Genomic DNA, 14,138 nt, shown 5'->3' on the forward strand with positions numbered 1-14,138 from the left:
GTGCTGCTGGCGGGACTGTGCACCGTGGACGTCGTCCAGCGGGTCACCGAACTCCCGGCGCCGGGCGAGAAGGTGCAGTCGCTGCAGGTGGACGTCGCGGCCGGGGGGCCTGCGACGAACGCCGCGGTGACGGCCGCCGCGCTCGGCGCCGAGGCGACCCTGCTGACCGTCCTCGGTGCACACCCGCTGGCCGCGCTCGCCCGCGCCGACCTCGAAACGCACGGCGTCCAGCTGATCGACCTGGCTCCCGGCCTGTCCGATCCGCCCCCGGTCAGCGCCGTCGCCGTCCGCGACCGCGACGGCGAGCGCACGGTCGTCTCCCGCAACGCCCAAGACCGCACTTTCCTAGGGAAAGCTCCGTTTTTTGGGGTTCCTGGGGTGGGTGGGGCTGATGTGGTGCTGCTTGACGGGCATCATCCGGAACTTGCGGTGGCCGTCGCGAAGGCCGCGAAAGCCCAGGGCGTGCCGGTCGTGCTCGACGCCGGGAGCTGGAAGCCGGTGCTCGACGAGCTCCTCCCGCTGGTCGACGTCGCCGCCTGCTCGGCGCACTTCACCGCGCCGGAGCCGGGGCTCCACGAGCGTGGCGCCGGCACCGTCATCACCACCGCGGGACCGCGCCCGGTGCGGTGGTCCACTGCGGACGGCGGCTCGGGTGAGGTGCCTGTTCCCGCCGTGGAAGCGCGGGACACACTAGGTGCGGGCGACGTCTGGCACGGCGCGCTCGCCGTGGCCGTGACCCGCGAACCGACGGTGACGGGCCGGATTCGCTTCGCCAACGAGGTGGCCGCCGAACGGGTGCGGCATGTGGGACCGCGGTCGTGGACGACCGCGATCGCAGGAAGGAACAGGACATGACGGCGTTCGACGACCTGCTGGCCCGGGCCGAGGGCCTGACCGTGCGCGGGCAGCGCAACGTGCTGGGCATCATCGGCGCGCCCGCGTCCGGCAAGACCACGCTGGCGTGGGCGCTGGCCAACGCGCTCGGTTCGCGCGCCGCCGTGGTCGGCATGGACGGCTTCCACCTCGCGCAGGTCGAGCTGCGCCGGCTGGAGCGCACCGAGCGCAAGGGCGCGCCGGACACGTTCGACGCGGCCGGCTACTTCCACATGATCAAGCGGCTCGCCGCGGGCCGCGAGACGGTGTACGCGCCGGAGTTCCGCCGCGAGATCGAGGAGCCGATCGCCGGGGCCGTCGCGGTGCCGCCGGAGGTCCAGCTGGTGATCACCGAGGGTAACTACCTGCTGTTGCCGGACGACCCGTGGAGCGGGATCCGGCCGCTGCTCACCGAGGCCTGGTTCCTCGCGCCGGACGAGCCCGAGCGGATCGAACGGCTCGTGTCGCGCCACCGCCGCTACGGCCGTTCGCTGGTCGAAGCCCGGCAGCGCGCGCTCGGTTCGGACCAGCGCAACGCCGACCTCATCTCGCAGACGCGCGACCGCGCGGACCTGGTGCTGGAGAACCTGCCGCTGGCCAACTTCGCGATCTGACGATGACGCTCATCGTCACCGGCGGCAGCCGGGGGATCGGGGCGGCGATCTGCTCGCTGGCGGGTGCGCGCGGCTACGACGTCGTCGTGAACTACTCCGGCGATCCGGAGCCCGCCGAGGCCGTCGCCGAGCAGGTGCGCGCGCACGGCCGTCAGGCGCTGGCGTTCCGCGCGGACGTCTCGGTGGAGGACGACGTCCGTGCGCTGTTCGACGCGGCCGCGGCGCTCGGGCCGGTGAACGCGCTGGTCAACAACGCCGCGACGGTCGGCAACACGCCCGGGCGGCTCGACTCCTACGACGTCGAGGTCGTCCGGCGGACCCTCGACGTCAACGTGACCGGGGTGTTCCTGTGCTGCCGCGAGGCGGTCCGCCGGATGTCGACGCGGCACGGCGGTGACGGCGGGGCGATCGTCAACATCTCCTCGACGGCCGCGCGGACCGGCTCGGCCGGGGAGTGGGTGCACTACGCGGCGTCGAAGGCCGCCGTGGACACGCTGACGTTCGGGCTCGCGCAGGAGGTCGCGGGCGAGGACGTGCGGGTCAACGCGGTCGCGCCGGGGATGATCCACACCGGTCTGCACGAGGCCGCCGGCCTGCCCGGCCGGCTCGAGAAGTTCGCGCGGCAGATCCCGATGGGGCGCGCCGGACGGCCGGCCGAGATCGCCGAAGCGGTGCTGTTCCTGCTGTCGCCGGCGTCGTCGTTCACCACGGGCGCGGTGCTCGACGTCGGTGGCGGCCGGTGATCGGCCGAGTACTTTCCGGAAAACCCGAATGACCTTCAGTGACCAGCGTCCGCCTGCTGGGACGCCCGGAGACGGCGAGATCACGATCGGACGGGGAACTTGGTCACCCTTGTTTCGGTAGGCGAACGCTGTGCAACTCTGGGGAGCCGCCACGAGAAAGGACGGCTTCGAGAGTCATGGCAAAACTCATGTCCGTGCATCACCTCGCGCTCACCGTGACCGACGTGGACCGCAGCGTGCCCTGGTACGTCCGCGTCCTCGACCTCGAGGAGGTCACCCGGCGCGAAGAGCCGGACACGGGTCTTCGCAAGGTCGTACTCCGGTCCGCCGGGGACGAGTTCTCCGTGGTGCTGGTCCAGCACGCGGACACCGGCAGACGCGGGTTCGACGAACGCAGAACCGGGCTCGACCACGTCGCGTTCCGGGTCCAGTCGACCGCCGAGCTGGCCGAGTGGGAGTGCCGCCTCGCCGAGTTCGGCGTCTCCTACCTGCCAGCCGCGCCGTCCCGCACCTTCGAAGGCTCGAAGGTCGTCGTGTGCCGTGACCCGGACGGCATCCAGCTCGAAATCTGGGCCGACCCGGAACCCTGAGCTCAGGCCCGCGCGTCGTCGGGTTCGTCCACCGGGCGGCGCATCTCCATGCGGTAGCGCAGTACGCCGTACCCCGTGCCGAACACGAAGAACGCGACGCTGATCCACAGTGCCGCCGTCTTCAGCCACGGCAGCGAGTCCAGCAGGCCGGCGCCGTAGTAGCCGAGCAGCACCAGCGTCGGCACCCAGAGCAGGCCGCCGAGCGCGGTCGCCGCCATGAAGCGGCGCGGGTCCATCCGGGCGGCGCCGGCGATCAGCGGGGCGAGCGTGCGGATCCACGGGATCCAGCGGGCCGCCACGATCGCGAAGAAACCCTTCCGGTCCAGGAACCGTTGTGCGCGTTCGAGGTTGTGCCGGTTCAGCACCTTCCCGTCGCGGCGTGCGATGAGTTTCGTGCCGCTGCCGCGCCCGATGTAGTAGCCGATCTGGTTGCCGAGCACGGCGACGATCAGCGCTGCTCCCGAGAGGAGCCAGGCGTTCGCGTCCGAACCGTGCTGGGCCAGCACCACGCCGGCCCCGAACAGCAGCGAGTCGCCGGGCAGGAACAGTCCGATGATCAGCGCGCATTCGACCAGTACGAAGCTCAGCACGATCACCCAGACGAGCACCGGCCCGGCGGTGTCCAGCCAGTTCACGCCGACGCCCGCGGCCTCGAAGCTCACGACGTTCACACAGCCAGCCTACGTGGCCGAGGTGAACGGCCCACGGCGAACGGTCGAATCCAGCTGCCCGGGATATTCAGCTCATACAAGCCGTGAAGGCCTCCTTACCGGCAGTAAGAGCCGGTAAGGAGGCCTTCACGGCTTTTCCGCTCAGAACTGCGGCAGCGACTCGCCCTGGACCGCCTCGACGTCCAGCTCGACCTTCACGGTCGTGCCGACCGCCGCCACGCCGGCCCGGACCATCGCGCTGTAGTTGATCGCGAAGTCGTTCCGGTGCAGCGTCGTCTCGGCGTGGAACGCGACGCGCACGCCGCCCCACGGGTCCGGGCCCCAGCCGCCGTAGGTCAGCTCGAGCTCGATCTCGCGGCGCTCGCCGTGCAACGTCAGGTCGCCGAGCAGCGTCCACGAGTCCGCGCCGCGCTGGCGCATCCCCGTGCTCACGAATGTGATCACCGGGTGGACGTCGACGTCGAGGAAGTCCGGCGAGCGCAGGTGGTCGTCCCGCATCCGGATACCCGTGTCGATGCTCGCCGCCTTGATCTCGGCGTGCACCGACGACCGCTCGGTCGGGCGGCCGATCTCGATCCGGCCGGACACGTCCGGGAACCGCGCCTTGATGCTCGCGATGCCCAGGTGCCGGGCGGTCGCGACCACCGACGAGTGCATCGGGTCGATCACCCACGGCCCGGCGGGCGGCAGCTCGATCGCCTCGGCGACCGGGGCCAGCACGACGTCGCCGAGCGAGCCGGAGCCGTCCGAGGCGACCTGCGCCATCCGGGCGACCGGGGTGTACCCGGCCGCCGTGACGACGGCGGTGTAGGTGCCCGGCGCGAGCGCGTCGGTGACGACCTCCCCGCGGACGTCGGCCGCCTGCCGGGCGACCTGCCGCCCGGCAGGGTCGGTCACGGTGAGCACCGCGTGCTCCACCGCCCAGCCCTCGGCCGTGCGGAAGGTCGCGCGCAAGCCGGTCATGACCGGTCGACCAGCTCGTCGAGGGCCTGGTCGTAGCTCAGCCGGACGTCGTGGCCGGCCTCGCCGCCGGTCAGCTCCACCTGGCTGGTCGCCGGCGGGTAGCCGCTCGCGACCACGGTGTACGCGCCCGCGGGCAGGTCGCTCACCAGGTACCGGCCTTCGCCGTCGGTCCGGGCCACGGCCGCGACGTTGCCTTCGGCGTCGAGGACGGTGATCCGCGCGTCCGGGACGACCCGGTCGCCCTCGGTCCGCGCCACCCCGGTGAGCTGCACCGAGCTGGACAGCTCGACGTCGTGGCGCAGCACGCCGCTGTCCGGCACGGTCAGCGTCACCGCGACGGGCCGGTAGCCCGCGCCGCTGGCGACCAGGGTGTAGGCCCCGGCGCCGACCCCGACGAAGGCGTACGTGCCGTCCGTGGTGGTGATGAACGCGCCGTTCACCTCGCCGCGGCCGTCGGTCAGCGTGACCGTGACGTTCGCCAGCGGGGAGCCGGTGGCGGCCGCTCGCACGGTGCCGGTCAGCTCGCCGGACCCGGTGAGCGTGACGTCGACCGTCGCGGGCCCGTTGCTGATCACGACGCTGGAGGCCTGCGGCTGGTGGCCGTGGGCCGACACGATGAGCACGTACGCGCCCGGGCCCTGGCTGGGCACCGAGTAGCTGCCGTCGGAGGCCCCGGTGGCCCGCGCGACCTGGCGGCCGCGCTGGTCGATCAGGGTCAGCGCGGCACCCGGCACGTGGCTGCCGTCCTGCCTGCGCACGTGCCCGACGACCGGCACGCCACCCGCGCCGACCGGGGTGTCGACCTCGGATTCGGCGACGGAGTTCGTGATCGGCATCGGCAGCGCGCCCGACACGGCCTGGTAGTCGCCGTGCCCGTTGGTGCTCAGGGCGTGCTTCCCGCCGCCGACCAGTGCCGGTTCGCGGTCGGCCGGCTTGACCGGCTCGACGATCTCGGTGGGCTCGTCGGTGAAGTCGTGCTCGTCCGCTTCGAGCAGCGCCTCGCCGCCCTCCATGGTCGCCGCGGCCGGGGCCGCGTTGGTCAGCGGGATCTCCTTCATGAACAGCAGCACGACCGTGGCCAGCAGGGCCACCGCACCCGCGATGTAGAACACCGTGGTGATCGAGTCGGTGAAGCCGATCAGCACCGGGGTGCGGATCGCCTCCGGCAGGTTCTGGATGCCGCTGGTGTCCCCGGAGAGGTCGCCGATGCCCGCGCCGGCCCCCGGCGGCAGCTGCCCGCCGAACGCCTTCGTGATGTTCGGCAGCAGGGTGTTGAACAGGACCGTCAGGAAGATCGCGACACCGGCGGTACCACCGATCTGGCGGAAGAACGTCGCCGACGCGGTCGAGACGCCCATGTCGCTGCGCGGGCCCGCGTTCTGCACGGCGATGATCAGCGTCTGCATGCACTGGCCGAGGCCGAGACCGATGATCGCGGCCGCGACCAGCGGGTGCCACAGCGGCGAGTTGTACTCGACCTGGGCGAAGAAGAACGCGCCGCCGGCGATCAGGACGGTGCCGATGATCGGGAAGATCTTGTAGCGCCCGGTCTTCCCGGTGAGCCGGCCGGACACGATCGAGCTGAGCATGATGCCCGCCATCAGCGGCAGCATCAGCAGACCCGACTCGGTCGGCGTGTAGCCCTGCACGACCTGCATGAACTGCGGGATCATCGTGATCGCGCCGAACATCGCCACACCGACGATGACACCGCCGATGATCGCCACGGTGAACGTCGAGTTCTTGAACAGCCGCAACGGGATCAGCGCGGCGTCCTTCATCAGCCGCTCGACCAGGATGAACGCGATGACGCCGACGCCGCCCACGACGTAGCAGAGGATCGCCTTGCCGTCGCCCCAGCCCCACTTCTGGCCCTGCTCGGCGACGATCAGGAACGGCACGACCGCGACGACCAGCGTCAGCGCGCCCCACCAGTCGATCTTGTGCTCGTGGCGCTGGTGCGGCACGTTCAGCACCCGGGCGACGACGAACAGCGCGAGGATGCCGATCGGGACGTTGATCAGGAAGACCCAGCGCCAGCCGTGGATGTCGTAGCCGAAGATGCTGCCGGCGTGCTCGATGCCGGCGAAGAAGCCGCCGAGCACCGGGCCGAGCACGGTGGACAGGCCGAACACGGCCAGGATGTAGCCCTGGTACTTGGCGCGTTCCCGGGGCGGCACGATGTCGCCGAGGATCGTCATAGCCAGCGACATCAGGCCGCCGGCGCCGAGCCCCTGCACCGCGCGGAACGCGGCCAGCTCGTACATGGACTGCGAGAAGGCCGAGGCCAGCGAGCCGATCACGAAGATCGTGATCGCGGCCAGGTAGAACGGCTTGCGGCCGTAGATGTCGGACAGCTTGCCGTAGATCGGCGTGACGATCGTCGAGGTGATGAGGTACGCCGTGGTCGCCCACGCCTGCAGGTCGAAGCCGTGCAGGTCGTTGGCGATCTTGACGATCGACGTGCCGACGATCGTCTGGTCGAGCGCGGCGAGGAACATGCCGCACATCAGGCCGCTCAGGATCGTGACGATCTGGCGGTGGCTCAGCCGGGGTGGTTGACCCACCTCGAGCTGTGCTGGTGCTTCGGTGGTGGAACTCATGCGTTGGCCCCCTTGGCCGGTGCAGCGGGTGACGCCTGCGCGTCGGCCAGCTGTGGAGAGTGGTTCTCGATACCTGTGTTGAGTCGGCCGAACAGCCGGTTCAGGGCCTGGATCTCCCCTTCGGTCCAGTCCCCGAGCACCTCGGCCAGCCATTGGTTGCGCTTCTTGCGGTTCTCTTCGAACACCCGCATGCCCTCGGCCGTCGGCGCGAGCAGGCAGGCCCGGCCGTCCTCGGGATCGGCCTGGCGCTCGACCAGGCCGTGCTGGACGAGCGAGCTCGACTGCCTGCTGATCGTGGAGATCTCGGAGTGGAGCGACTCGGCGAGCCGGCTGGTGCGCTGCGGGCCCTCGTGGATGAGGGTGAAGAGGATCGCGTAGGCCGCCCGCTCGATCCCGTCCGGACCCTGCTTGGACACCTGGGACTTCGCCTTGTTGATCAGGCGGACCAGGCGGACGAGCTCGTGCCCGAGCTGGTCGGCGAGGTCCAGTTCGGCCTTCGGCCGGGTGGCGGAGCTGTTCGGTGCCATGAGGGGTCCTTCAACGGCGTTGGTTGGCGGCTGCAACTAGTTGCCTCAGGCAAGGATGTGCCTTCACTAGCGGTTGTGCAAGCGGAGGTGCGTTCGATGTGTCGGAACACACTTTAGTTGTCGTATGCAAGCAGATTTCCTTCGGGATGCTCCAGGAACAAGGGGGACGGCCACGGGTTGGTAGGGGTATGACCGACGACACAGCGTTGAAGGATTTCCTCGCCGCGCACCGCCACGGCGTCCTGGCCACGATCCGCCGCGACGGGCGGCCCCAGCTGTCCACCATCACGCACCTGTACGACGCGGAGAGCGGCACGATCACCGCGTCGATCACGGAGACGCGGGCGAAGACGAAGAACATGCGCCGCGACCCGCGCGTCACCTACCACGTGGGCAGCGAAGACGGCTGGAGCTACGTCGTCGCGGAGGGACGGGCGGAGCTGACGACGCCCGCGGCGTCCCGGGACGACGCGACGGTCGAGGCGCTCGTCGACTACTACCGCCGCGCGGCGGGCGAGCACCCCGACTGGGACGAGTACCGCGACGCGATGGTCGGCGACCAGCGGGTGCTGCTGCGGGTGCACGTGGAGAAGCTCCTGGGCCTGGTCCGCTGAGCCCACTGGTCCGCACTGCGCTGAACCGGCGATTTCGAAATAGAAGTTCCGCAGTGCGGACTAGTCGGGCTTACCATGAGGCCATGAGCGACGAAGCTTTGGTCACCCGGCTCCGCGACCTGCTCGGCAGGAGCGCCGTGCTCACCGACTCCGACGTCACCGCGTCCTACGCGCGCGACATGATGCCGCTGGCGCCCTCCGGCCGGCCGCTCGCCGTCGTGCTGCCCGCGAACGTCGAGGAGGTGCAGGCCGTCGTCAAGGCCTGCGCCGAGGCCGGGGTGCCGATCGTGCCGCGCGGGGCGGGCAGCGGCCTGTCCGGCGCCGCGAACGCCATCGACGGCTGCGTGACGCTGGCGCTGACCAAGCTGAACGAGATCGTCGAGATCGACCCGGGCAACCGGCTCGCCGTCGTGCAGCCGGGCGTCGTCAACCTCGACTTCCGCAACGCCGTCGAGAAGCACGGGCTGTTCTACCCGCCGGACCCGTCGAGCTACGACTGGTGCACGATCGGCGGCAACCTGTCGACCAACGCAGGCGGCCTCTGCTGCGTGAAGTACGGCGTCACCACGGATTCGGTGCTGGGCCTGGAGGTCGTGCTGGCCGACGGGTCCCTGCTCAAGACCGGACGGCGGACGGTCAAGGGCGTCGCCGGGTACGACCTGGCCAGGCTGTTCGTCGGCAGCGAGGGCACGCTCGGCGTCATCACGCAGGCGACGGTCCAGCTCAAGCCGCTGCCCCAGGCGCCGGCGACGTTCGTCGCGGGTTTCACGACGACCGAGGCCGCCGGGGAAGCCGTCGCGCGCGTCGTCCGCGAAGGACTCGTGCCGTCGCTGCTGGAGATCATGGACGCGTCGTCGATCAAGGCGTCGGAGGCGTACTTGAAGACGGACCTCGGCGCGGGGTCGGACTGCCAGGCGCTGCTGCTCGGCCAGTCCGACGCGGGCGGCGAGGTCGCCCGCCGCGAGCTGGCGGCCCTGGAACAGATCTGCGTCGACTGCGGCGCGGACCTGGCGTACACGACCGAGGACCTCGAAGAGGGCCGGATGCTGCTGCAGGCCCGCCGGGTGGTGCTGACGGCGCTGGAGACGTACGGCCAGTGGCTGACCGACGACGTCTGCGTCCCGCGCACGCGCATCGCCGAGCTCATCCGCGGCTGCGAAAAGATCGGCGAAGAGGTGGGCCTGCGGATCGCCGTGGTCGGCCACGCGGGCGACGGCAACATGCACCCGACGATCGTCTACCAGCCGGACGACCCGGACGAGTTCGCCCGGGCCCGGCGGGCTTTCGACGAGATCCTCGAGGTCGGGCTGTCGCTGGGCGGCACGGTGACCGGTGAGCACGGGGTCGGGAAGATCAAGCGGGAGTGGCTGGAGCGCGAGATCGGGCCGGTGGGGATGCGGGTGCACCGGCAGATCAAGGCGGCGCTGGACCCGGAGAACCTGTTCAACCCGGGCTCGATGTTCTCGATGACCTGACGGAAAAGGGCCCCACCGCCGACCGGTGGGGCCCTTTTCCGTCAGGCGAACCTCAGTCCCGCACTCGCGGGATCCGCTGGGTGACCTCGGGGTCGGTCTCGGCCGCAGGGCCGGCCTTCTTCTCGCGGCGGGCCTTCAGGTACTCGAACAGGATCGGCACCACCGACACCAGCACGATGAGCACGAAGATCGCGTCCACGTTGTTCGCGATGAACGACACGCCACCGAGCAGCGAGCCCAGCACTGTGATGCCCGCGGCCCACAGGATGCCGCCGAGCACGGTGTACGTGAAGTAGCGCTTCGGGTCCATCCGGCCGATGCCGGCGATCCACGTGATGAAGGTCCGGACGAACGGCACGAACCGGGCCAGCACGACCGCCTTCGGCCCGTGCTTCTCCAGGAACTGGTGCGTCTTGTGGACGTACTCCTGCTTGAAGATCTTGGAATCGGGCCGGTTGAACAGCTTGGGCCCGACGAAGTAGCCGATGTAGTAACCGACCACGTTGCCGAGCAGCGCCGCGACCGTCACCAGCACGCAGACCAGCCACAACGGTGCGTCGAGGGTGCCGTTCGCGATGAAGAGGCCGGCCGTGAACAGGAGCGAGTCGCCGGGCAGCACCGGGAAGATGCTGCTCTCGATGAAGATGATGAGGCAGAGCACCGCGATGACCGGCGTGGTCAGGCCGCTCAGCAGGTGCTGCGGGTCGAGCCATGACGGCAGCAGGGACATCGTGTTGACCGTGCTCTGGGCGAGAATCACCCCAAAAACGGTACAGGGTCACCCTGAGTCGTTACTGAGACCCGGTCAGACCAGCGTGAGCAGGCCCACCACGGACCCCGCGGCGAGGCCCAGCAGCACCGCCAGCAGCAGGATCCAGTACGCGGGCAGCTGGGCGGCCTGCCGCGGCGGGTCCGGCGGACGCGGGGCGAACGCCGTGGGTGCTTCGGACGCCGCGTCCAGCGCCGCGCGCTCGCGCTCCAGCGAGGCTTCCCCCGCGCCGGAGAGCAGGCCGTACGCCGACGGCAGTTCGTTGATCGCGCTGGTCGGGACGGCGTCCGTGCTCGGCTCGGTCGCGCGCCCCTGGGGCGTCGGTGAGGTCGGCGGTGACGCCTGCGGGGCGAAGACGGCTTGCGCGCGAAGGGCGTCCGCCAGCAGCTGCTCGGGGTCCTTCGGCTCGCTCATCTCCGCCCGCTTCGCTCGTCGTATCAGGTACTCAAGGTAGCCGTACCCACCTCGGCGACCCATTCACCCCGGCGCAGCACCTTCGCGGGCCGCAGGTCCTGGTCGAGGACGACGATGTCGGCCACGTACCCCTGACGCAGCATCCCGGTGCGGTCGGCGATGCCCAGCAGCTCGGCGGGCCGTTGCGACGTCGCGTGCACCGCGTCGAGGATCCCGAGTTTGGCACCCTGGATGAGGTTGCGGAAGGCGGTGTCCATCGTCAGGGTGCTGCCGGCCAGCGAGCCGTTGTCGGCGAGGGTGGCGACGCCGTCGTGCACGTCGACCTCGAGCCGGCCCAGCGTGTAGCGGCCGTCGGCGGCGTCGGTGGCCGACATCGCGTCGGTGATCAGCACCGTGCGGGTGCGGCCCGCGTGCTTCGCGGCCAGCCGCACCACGGTCGGGTGCAGGTGCACCAGGTCGCAGATGAGCTCGATCGTGATGCGCTCGTCATCGAGCAGTGCCCCGACCGGGCCGGGCTCGCGGTGGTGCAGCGGCCGCATGCCGTTGAACAGGTGGGTCGCGACGGTCGCGCCCGCGTCGATGGCCGGCAGCAGCTGCTCCTCGACGCCGTCGGTGTGCCCGATGGCGGCGATGACGCCCGATTCGGCCAGCTGCCGGACGGCCTTGACGCCGCCGTGCAGCTCGGGGGCGATGGTGACCATCCGGATCGCGCCCTGGCCGGCGCGCAGGAGCTTGTCGACCGTGCCGGTGTCCGGCTCGAGCAGCGTCTCCGGGTCGTGCGCCCCGCAGCGGGCCTTCGAGATGAACGGCCCCTCCAGGTGGATGCCCGCGATCTCGCCGTCCTGGGCGATCTCACGCAGCGCAGCGACCTGCTCACGCAGGATGTCCACCGGGTCGGACACCAGGCTGGCGAGCATGGTCGTGGTGCCGTGACGGCGGTGCGCTCGCACCGCCGTCAGGAGTTCCTCGAGATCGAGGGAGGTGAACGAAGCACCTCCCCCGCCGTGGCAGTGGGTGTCGATGAACCCGGGCACGACCAGTGCCCCGCCGACGTCGACGTACTCGCCCGACGGCGGGGTCCCGGAACCCACGCCGGCGATCCGCCCGTCGGAGACGGCTACCCAGCCGTCATCGAGTACACGGTCCGGGGCAGCGACCCGGCCGCCCATGATCACGAAATCTCCGGCGCCTCTCACGCACCCCAGCATATATTGGTCTGGACCAAGCATGGTGATACGACTCAGTGATCGGAATGGTCCACCCGGGTCACTGTGGGGCCTGCATGGCCTTTTGGAGTGCCTCGAGCGCCCGGCTGGCGGTCGACTTAACGGTACCCTTGGAAATGCCTGCGGCCTCAGAGATTTCGGCCTCGCTCAGCCCACCGTAGTAACGCAGCACCAGCACTTCGCGCTGGCGGGGCGGCAGCTTGGACAGCGCGCTGACCACCGCCTGGTGCTCGCTGGAGAGCATCGCGAGGCTCTCGGCGGACCGCGCGTTGACCGCGTGCGGCGGCACGTACTCGCGGGCGGTCTTGCGCCGGCGCAGCACGCTGCGCGACCCGTTGACCACGGCGGTGCGCAGGTAGCCGACGGCGGCCGCGGCGTCCCGGAGCCTGCCCCAGTTGCGATGCAGGCCGGTGAAGGCCTCCTGCACCACGTCTTCCGCCGTCGCGGGCTCGTCCACCAGCAGAATCGCCAGCCGGACCAGCCGCATGCGGTGCTGGCGGTAGAGGTCTTCGAGGGTCAGCGGCGTCGGCGCCTGCGCCGGTGCCGGCCCGTCCATGACCCGCAGGTGGCCGAGGGTCGCCTCGACACTGCGTTCCGCATTGCCCTCGAGCATGAACCCCTGCCTGTCCTCGACCCCGGTCCGGCCGTGCCGGTCGTCCCGGGTGGGAGCGGGCACGGTGTGCCGCGTCAGCAGGTTCACGGTATTCACAGCGCTCACACAGGTACTGACGCACGCCCAGCCTATCGGGTCGGCCTGCCGTCGCCACAGATCGGCCGCTGCGACACGGGTAGCGTCGGGCCCGTACCGCCCGCCCGACCCCGGAGAGCCCCCATGGCCTGGTTCCTCGTCGAAATCACCTACGTCCAGGAAAAGATGCCGGAGGTCCGGCCGCGGCACCGCGAGTTCCTGGGCGAGCTGGCCGAAGAGGGCCGCGTCGCGGTCGCCGGGCCGCTCGGCGACGGTACCGGCGGCATCACGCTGTACCAGGCCGACGACGAAGCGCACCTGAAGGCGACGATCGACCAGGACCCGTACCTCCTGGAGGGCGTCGTCGCGGAGCGGACGATCCGCGAGTTCAAGCCGGTCATCGGCGCCTGGGTCCCCCAGGGGTCATAGGTCGAGCACGGCGGTGCCGCGGTCGACGCAGATCCGCATGGATCCGCCGCCGGCCGCCGGCACCGCGCAGGTCCCGCAGAAACCCTGGCGGCACGAATACGGCGTGCCCGGCCGCGCCGCGAGGAGGACGTCGAGGGCGGTCCGGTCGGCCGGGACGTGCAGCACCCGTCCCGACCTGCGGAGAGTGAGCTGGAACGGCTCGCCGGAGACGATCGGCGGCGGGGCGAACCGCTCGAAGTGGACGGCTTTCGCGCCGGTCAGCCCCAGGTCGACGCGGACGCCGGCGATCATCGGCACCGGGCCGCAGCAGTACACCGAAGCGCCGTCCGGCAGCCCGTCGAGGAGCTCGGCGCCCGACGCGGGGACGCCGTACTCCGTGTCCGGGCGGATCCGGACGCGGTCGTCGTCCGCCAGTTCGCCCACGAACGGCATCGACTCGCGGCTGCGACCGGTGTAGACCAGCCGCCAGTCCGCCCCGAGGGCCGTCGCGCGGTGGACCATGGGCAGGATCGGCGTGATCCCGATGCCGCCGGCGATGAACAGGAACGGCCCGCCGCCGACGAACGGGAACGCCGTCCGCGGACCGCGTGCGGTGACCCGGGTGCCCGGCGTGAGGGCGTGGACCTCGCCGGACGCGGTGCCGATCTTCCGCACGGCGATGCGGTAACGGTCGTTTTCGCACGGATCGCCGCACAGCGAGTACTGCCTGACCAGCCCGGACGGCAGCACGAGATCGATGTGCGCGCCCGGTTGCCAGCGGGGCAGCGGGCCGCCGTCCGGAGCCTTCAACCGGAGACTGACGACTCCCTCGGCTTCGGGGCGAACGGCCTCGACCACCAGCGGCAGGTTCCGGTCGACCGCGCGCACCGGAGGCCGTCGTTTTCCGCTGAACCGGGACAACCGGCGGTAAACACCCACGACACCGACCAAAGTGGACAT

At 70.7% G+C, this 14,138-nt stretch carries 16 protein-coding genes; 7 read left to right on the top strand and 9 right to left on the bottom strand.

Annotated elements, in window-relative coordinates; genetic code table 11:
• The 4 genes from QRX60_RS12755 (at position 1) to QRX60_RS12770 (ending at position 2,820) form a co-directional block, all read left to right on the top strand.
• Positions 1 to 855, top strand: coding sequence for a PfkB family carbohydrate kinase (locus QRX60_RS12755; protein ID WP_286003573.1), 855 nt, complete (start codon positions 1 to 3; stop codon positions 853 to 855).
• Complete coding sequence (locus QRX60_RS12760) at positions 852 to 1,487, top strand: nucleoside/nucleotide kinase family protein (RefSeq protein WP_286000990.1); 636 nt, start codon at positions 852 to 854, stop codon at positions 1,485 to 1,487. Before QRX60_RS12755 ends, QRX60_RS12760 begins: the two co-directional genes overlap by 4 nt.
• Positions 1,488 to 1,489: 2 nt before the next feature.
• Complete coding sequence (locus tag QRX60_RS12765) at positions 1,490 to 2,230, top strand: SDR family oxidoreductase (RefSeq protein ID WP_286000991.1); 741 nt, start codon at positions 1,490 to 1,492, stop codon at positions 2,228 to 2,230.
• A 176-nt stretch (positions 2,231 to 2,406) separates the two neighbouring features.
• On the top strand, positions 2,407 to 2,820 hold the full coding sequence (locus QRX60_RS12770) for a VOC family protein (protein WP_286000992.1): 414 nt from the start codon (positions 2,407 to 2,409) through the stop codon (positions 2,818 to 2,820).
• Between the two features lie 2 nt (positions 2,821 to 2,822).
• Here the strand turns inward: QRX60_RS12770 and QRX60_RS12775 are convergent, their stop codons facing one another.
• From QRX60_RS12775 to QRX60_RS12790, 4 genes are all read right to left on the bottom strand, one after another.
• Positions 2,823 to 3,491 carry a DedA family protein gene (locus QRX60_RS12775; protein ID WP_286000993.1) on the bottom strand — a complete coding sequence of 223 codons (669 nt, stop codon included), beginning with the start codon at positions 3,489 to 3,491 and terminating at the stop codon, positions 2,823 to 2,825.
• 141 nt (positions 3,492 to 3,632) lie between these two features.
• Positions 3,633 to 4,454 (bottom strand): YceI family protein, encoded by an 822-nt coding sequence (locus tag QRX60_RS12780; protein WP_286000994.1) that lies wholly within the window; start codon positions 4,452 to 4,454, stop codon positions 3,633 to 3,635.
• Positions 4,451 to 7,057 (bottom strand): MFS transporter, encoded by a 2,607-nt coding sequence (locus QRX60_RS12785; protein ID WP_286000995.1) that lies wholly within the window; start codon positions 7,055 to 7,057, stop codon positions 4,451 to 4,453. Before QRX60_RS12785 ends, QRX60_RS12780 begins: the two co-directional genes overlap by 4 nt.
• On the bottom strand, positions 7,054 to 7,584 hold the full coding sequence (locus tag QRX60_RS12790; protein ID WP_286000996.1) for a MarR family winged helix-turn-helix transcriptional regulator: 531 nt from the start codon (positions 7,582 to 7,584) through the stop codon (positions 7,054 to 7,056). Before QRX60_RS12790 ends, QRX60_RS12785 begins: the two co-directional genes overlap by 4 nt.
• Positions 7,585 to 7,772: 188 nt before the next feature.
• Between QRX60_RS12790 and QRX60_RS12795 the strand changes: the two genes are divergently transcribed.
• Positions 7,773 to 8,198: a PPOX class F420-dependent oxidoreductase gene (locus tag QRX60_RS12795; RefSeq protein WP_286000997.1), complete on the top strand. Its 426-nt coding sequence runs from the start codon at positions 7,773 to 7,775 to the stop codon at positions 8,196 to 8,198.
• 83 nt (positions 8,199 to 8,281) lie between these two features.
• Positions 8,282 to 9,673, top strand: coding sequence for an FAD-binding oxidoreductase (locus QRX60_RS12800; RefSeq protein WP_286000998.1), 1,392 nt, complete (start codon positions 8,282 to 8,284; stop codon positions 9,671 to 9,673).
• 52 nt (positions 9,674 to 9,725) lie between these two features.
• On the opposite strand, the gene QRX60_RS12805 is transcribed toward QRX60_RS12800, so the two are convergent.
• The 4 genes from QRX60_RS12805 to QRX60_RS12820 form a co-directional block, all read right to left on the bottom strand.
• Positions 9,726 to 10,433, bottom strand: a complete 708-nt coding sequence (locus tag QRX60_RS12805; RefSeq protein ID WP_286000999.1) for a DedA family protein — start codon at positions 10,431 to 10,433, stop codon at positions 9,726 to 9,728.
• Between the two features lie 45 nt (positions 10,434 to 10,478).
• On the bottom strand, positions 10,479 to 10,856 hold the full coding sequence (locus QRX60_RS12810) for a hypothetical protein (protein WP_286001000.1): 378 nt from the start codon (positions 10,854 to 10,856) through the stop codon (positions 10,479 to 10,481).
• Between the two features lie 23 nt (positions 10,857 to 10,879).
• Entirely contained in the window at positions 10,880 to 12,031 is a 1,152-nt protein-coding gene (gene nagA / locus QRX60_RS12815) for an N-acetylglucosamine-6-phosphate deacetylase (protein ID WP_286003574.1), read from the bottom strand.
• A gap of 91 nt (positions 12,032 to 12,122) precedes the next feature.
• Entirely contained in the window at positions 12,123 to 12,695 is a 573-nt protein-coding gene (locus QRX60_RS12820; protein ID WP_199191266.1) for an RNA polymerase sigma factor, read from the bottom strand.
• A gap of 219 nt (positions 12,696 to 12,914) precedes the next feature.
• Between QRX60_RS12820 and QRX60_RS12825 the strand changes: the two genes are divergently transcribed.
• Complete coding sequence (locus tag QRX60_RS12825) at positions 12,915 to 13,199, top strand: YciI family protein (protein WP_286001001.1); 285 nt, start codon at positions 12,915 to 12,917, stop codon at positions 13,197 to 13,199.
• Here the strand turns inward: QRX60_RS12825 and QRX60_RS12830 are convergent.
• Positions 13,194 to 14,138, bottom strand: a complete 945-nt coding sequence (locus QRX60_RS12830; RefSeq protein WP_408630266.1) for a PDR/VanB family oxidoreductase — start codon at positions 14,136 to 14,138, stop codon at positions 13,194 to 13,196. The genes QRX60_RS12825 and QRX60_RS12830 overlap by 6 nt on opposite strands.

This window comes from Amycolatopsis mongoliensis (assembly GCF_030285665.1).
Lineage (GTDB): Bacteria > Actinomycetota > Actinomycetes > Mycobacteriales > Pseudonocardiaceae > Amycolatopsis > Amycolatopsis mongoliensis.

Excerpts from the sequence above, each read along its gene's own strand:
- QRX60_RS12820 (WP_199191266.1), bottom strand. The coding sequence starts at position 12,695 with ATGCTCGAGGGCAATGCGGAACGCAGTGTCGAGGCGACCCTCGGCCAC.
- QRX60_RS12770 (WP_286000992.1), top strand. The coding sequence starts at position 2,407 with ATGGCAAAACTCATGTCCGTGCATCACCTCGCGCTCACCGTGACCGAC.
- QRX60_RS12785 (WP_286000995.1), bottom strand. The coding sequence starts at position 7,057 with ATGAGTTCCACCACCGAAGCACCAGCACAGCTCGAGGTGGGTCAACCA.
- QRX60_RS12830 (WP_408630266.1), bottom strand. The coding sequence starts at position 14,138 with ATGTCCACTTTGGTCGGTGTCGTGGGTGTTTACCGCCGGTTGTCCCGG.
- QRX60_RS12780 (WP_286000994.1), bottom strand. The coding sequence starts at position 4,454 with ATGACCGGCTTGCGCGCGACCTTCCGCACGGCCGAGGGCTGGGCGGTG.
- QRX60_RS12760 (WP_286000990.1), top strand. The coding sequence starts at position 852 with ATGACGGCGTTCGACGACCTGCTGGCCCGGGCCGAGGGCCTGACCGTG.
- QRX60_RS12800 (WP_286000998.1), top strand. The coding sequence starts at position 8,282 with ATGAGCGACGAAGCTTTGGTCACCCGGCTCCGCGACCTGCTCGGCAGG.
- QRX60_RS12825 (WP_286001001.1), top strand. The coding sequence starts at position 12,915 with ATGGCCTGGTTCCTCGTCGAAATCACCTACGTCCAGGAAAAGATGCCG.
- QRX60_RS12795 (WP_286000997.1), top strand. The coding sequence starts at position 7,773 with ATGACCGACGACACAGCGTTGAAGGATTTCCTCGCCGCGCACCGCCAC.
- QRX60_RS12765 (WP_286000991.1), top strand. The coding sequence starts at position 1,490 with ATGACGCTCATCGTCACCGGCGGCAGCCGGGGGATCGGGGCGGCGATC.
- QRX60_RS12810 (WP_286001000.1), bottom strand. The coding sequence starts at position 10,856 with ATGAGCGAGCCGAAGGACCCCGAGCAGCTGCTGGCGGACGCCCTTCGC.
- QRX60_RS12790 (WP_286000996.1), bottom strand. The coding sequence starts at position 7,584 with ATGGCACCGAACAGCTCCGCCACCCGGCCGAAGGCCGAACTGGACCTC.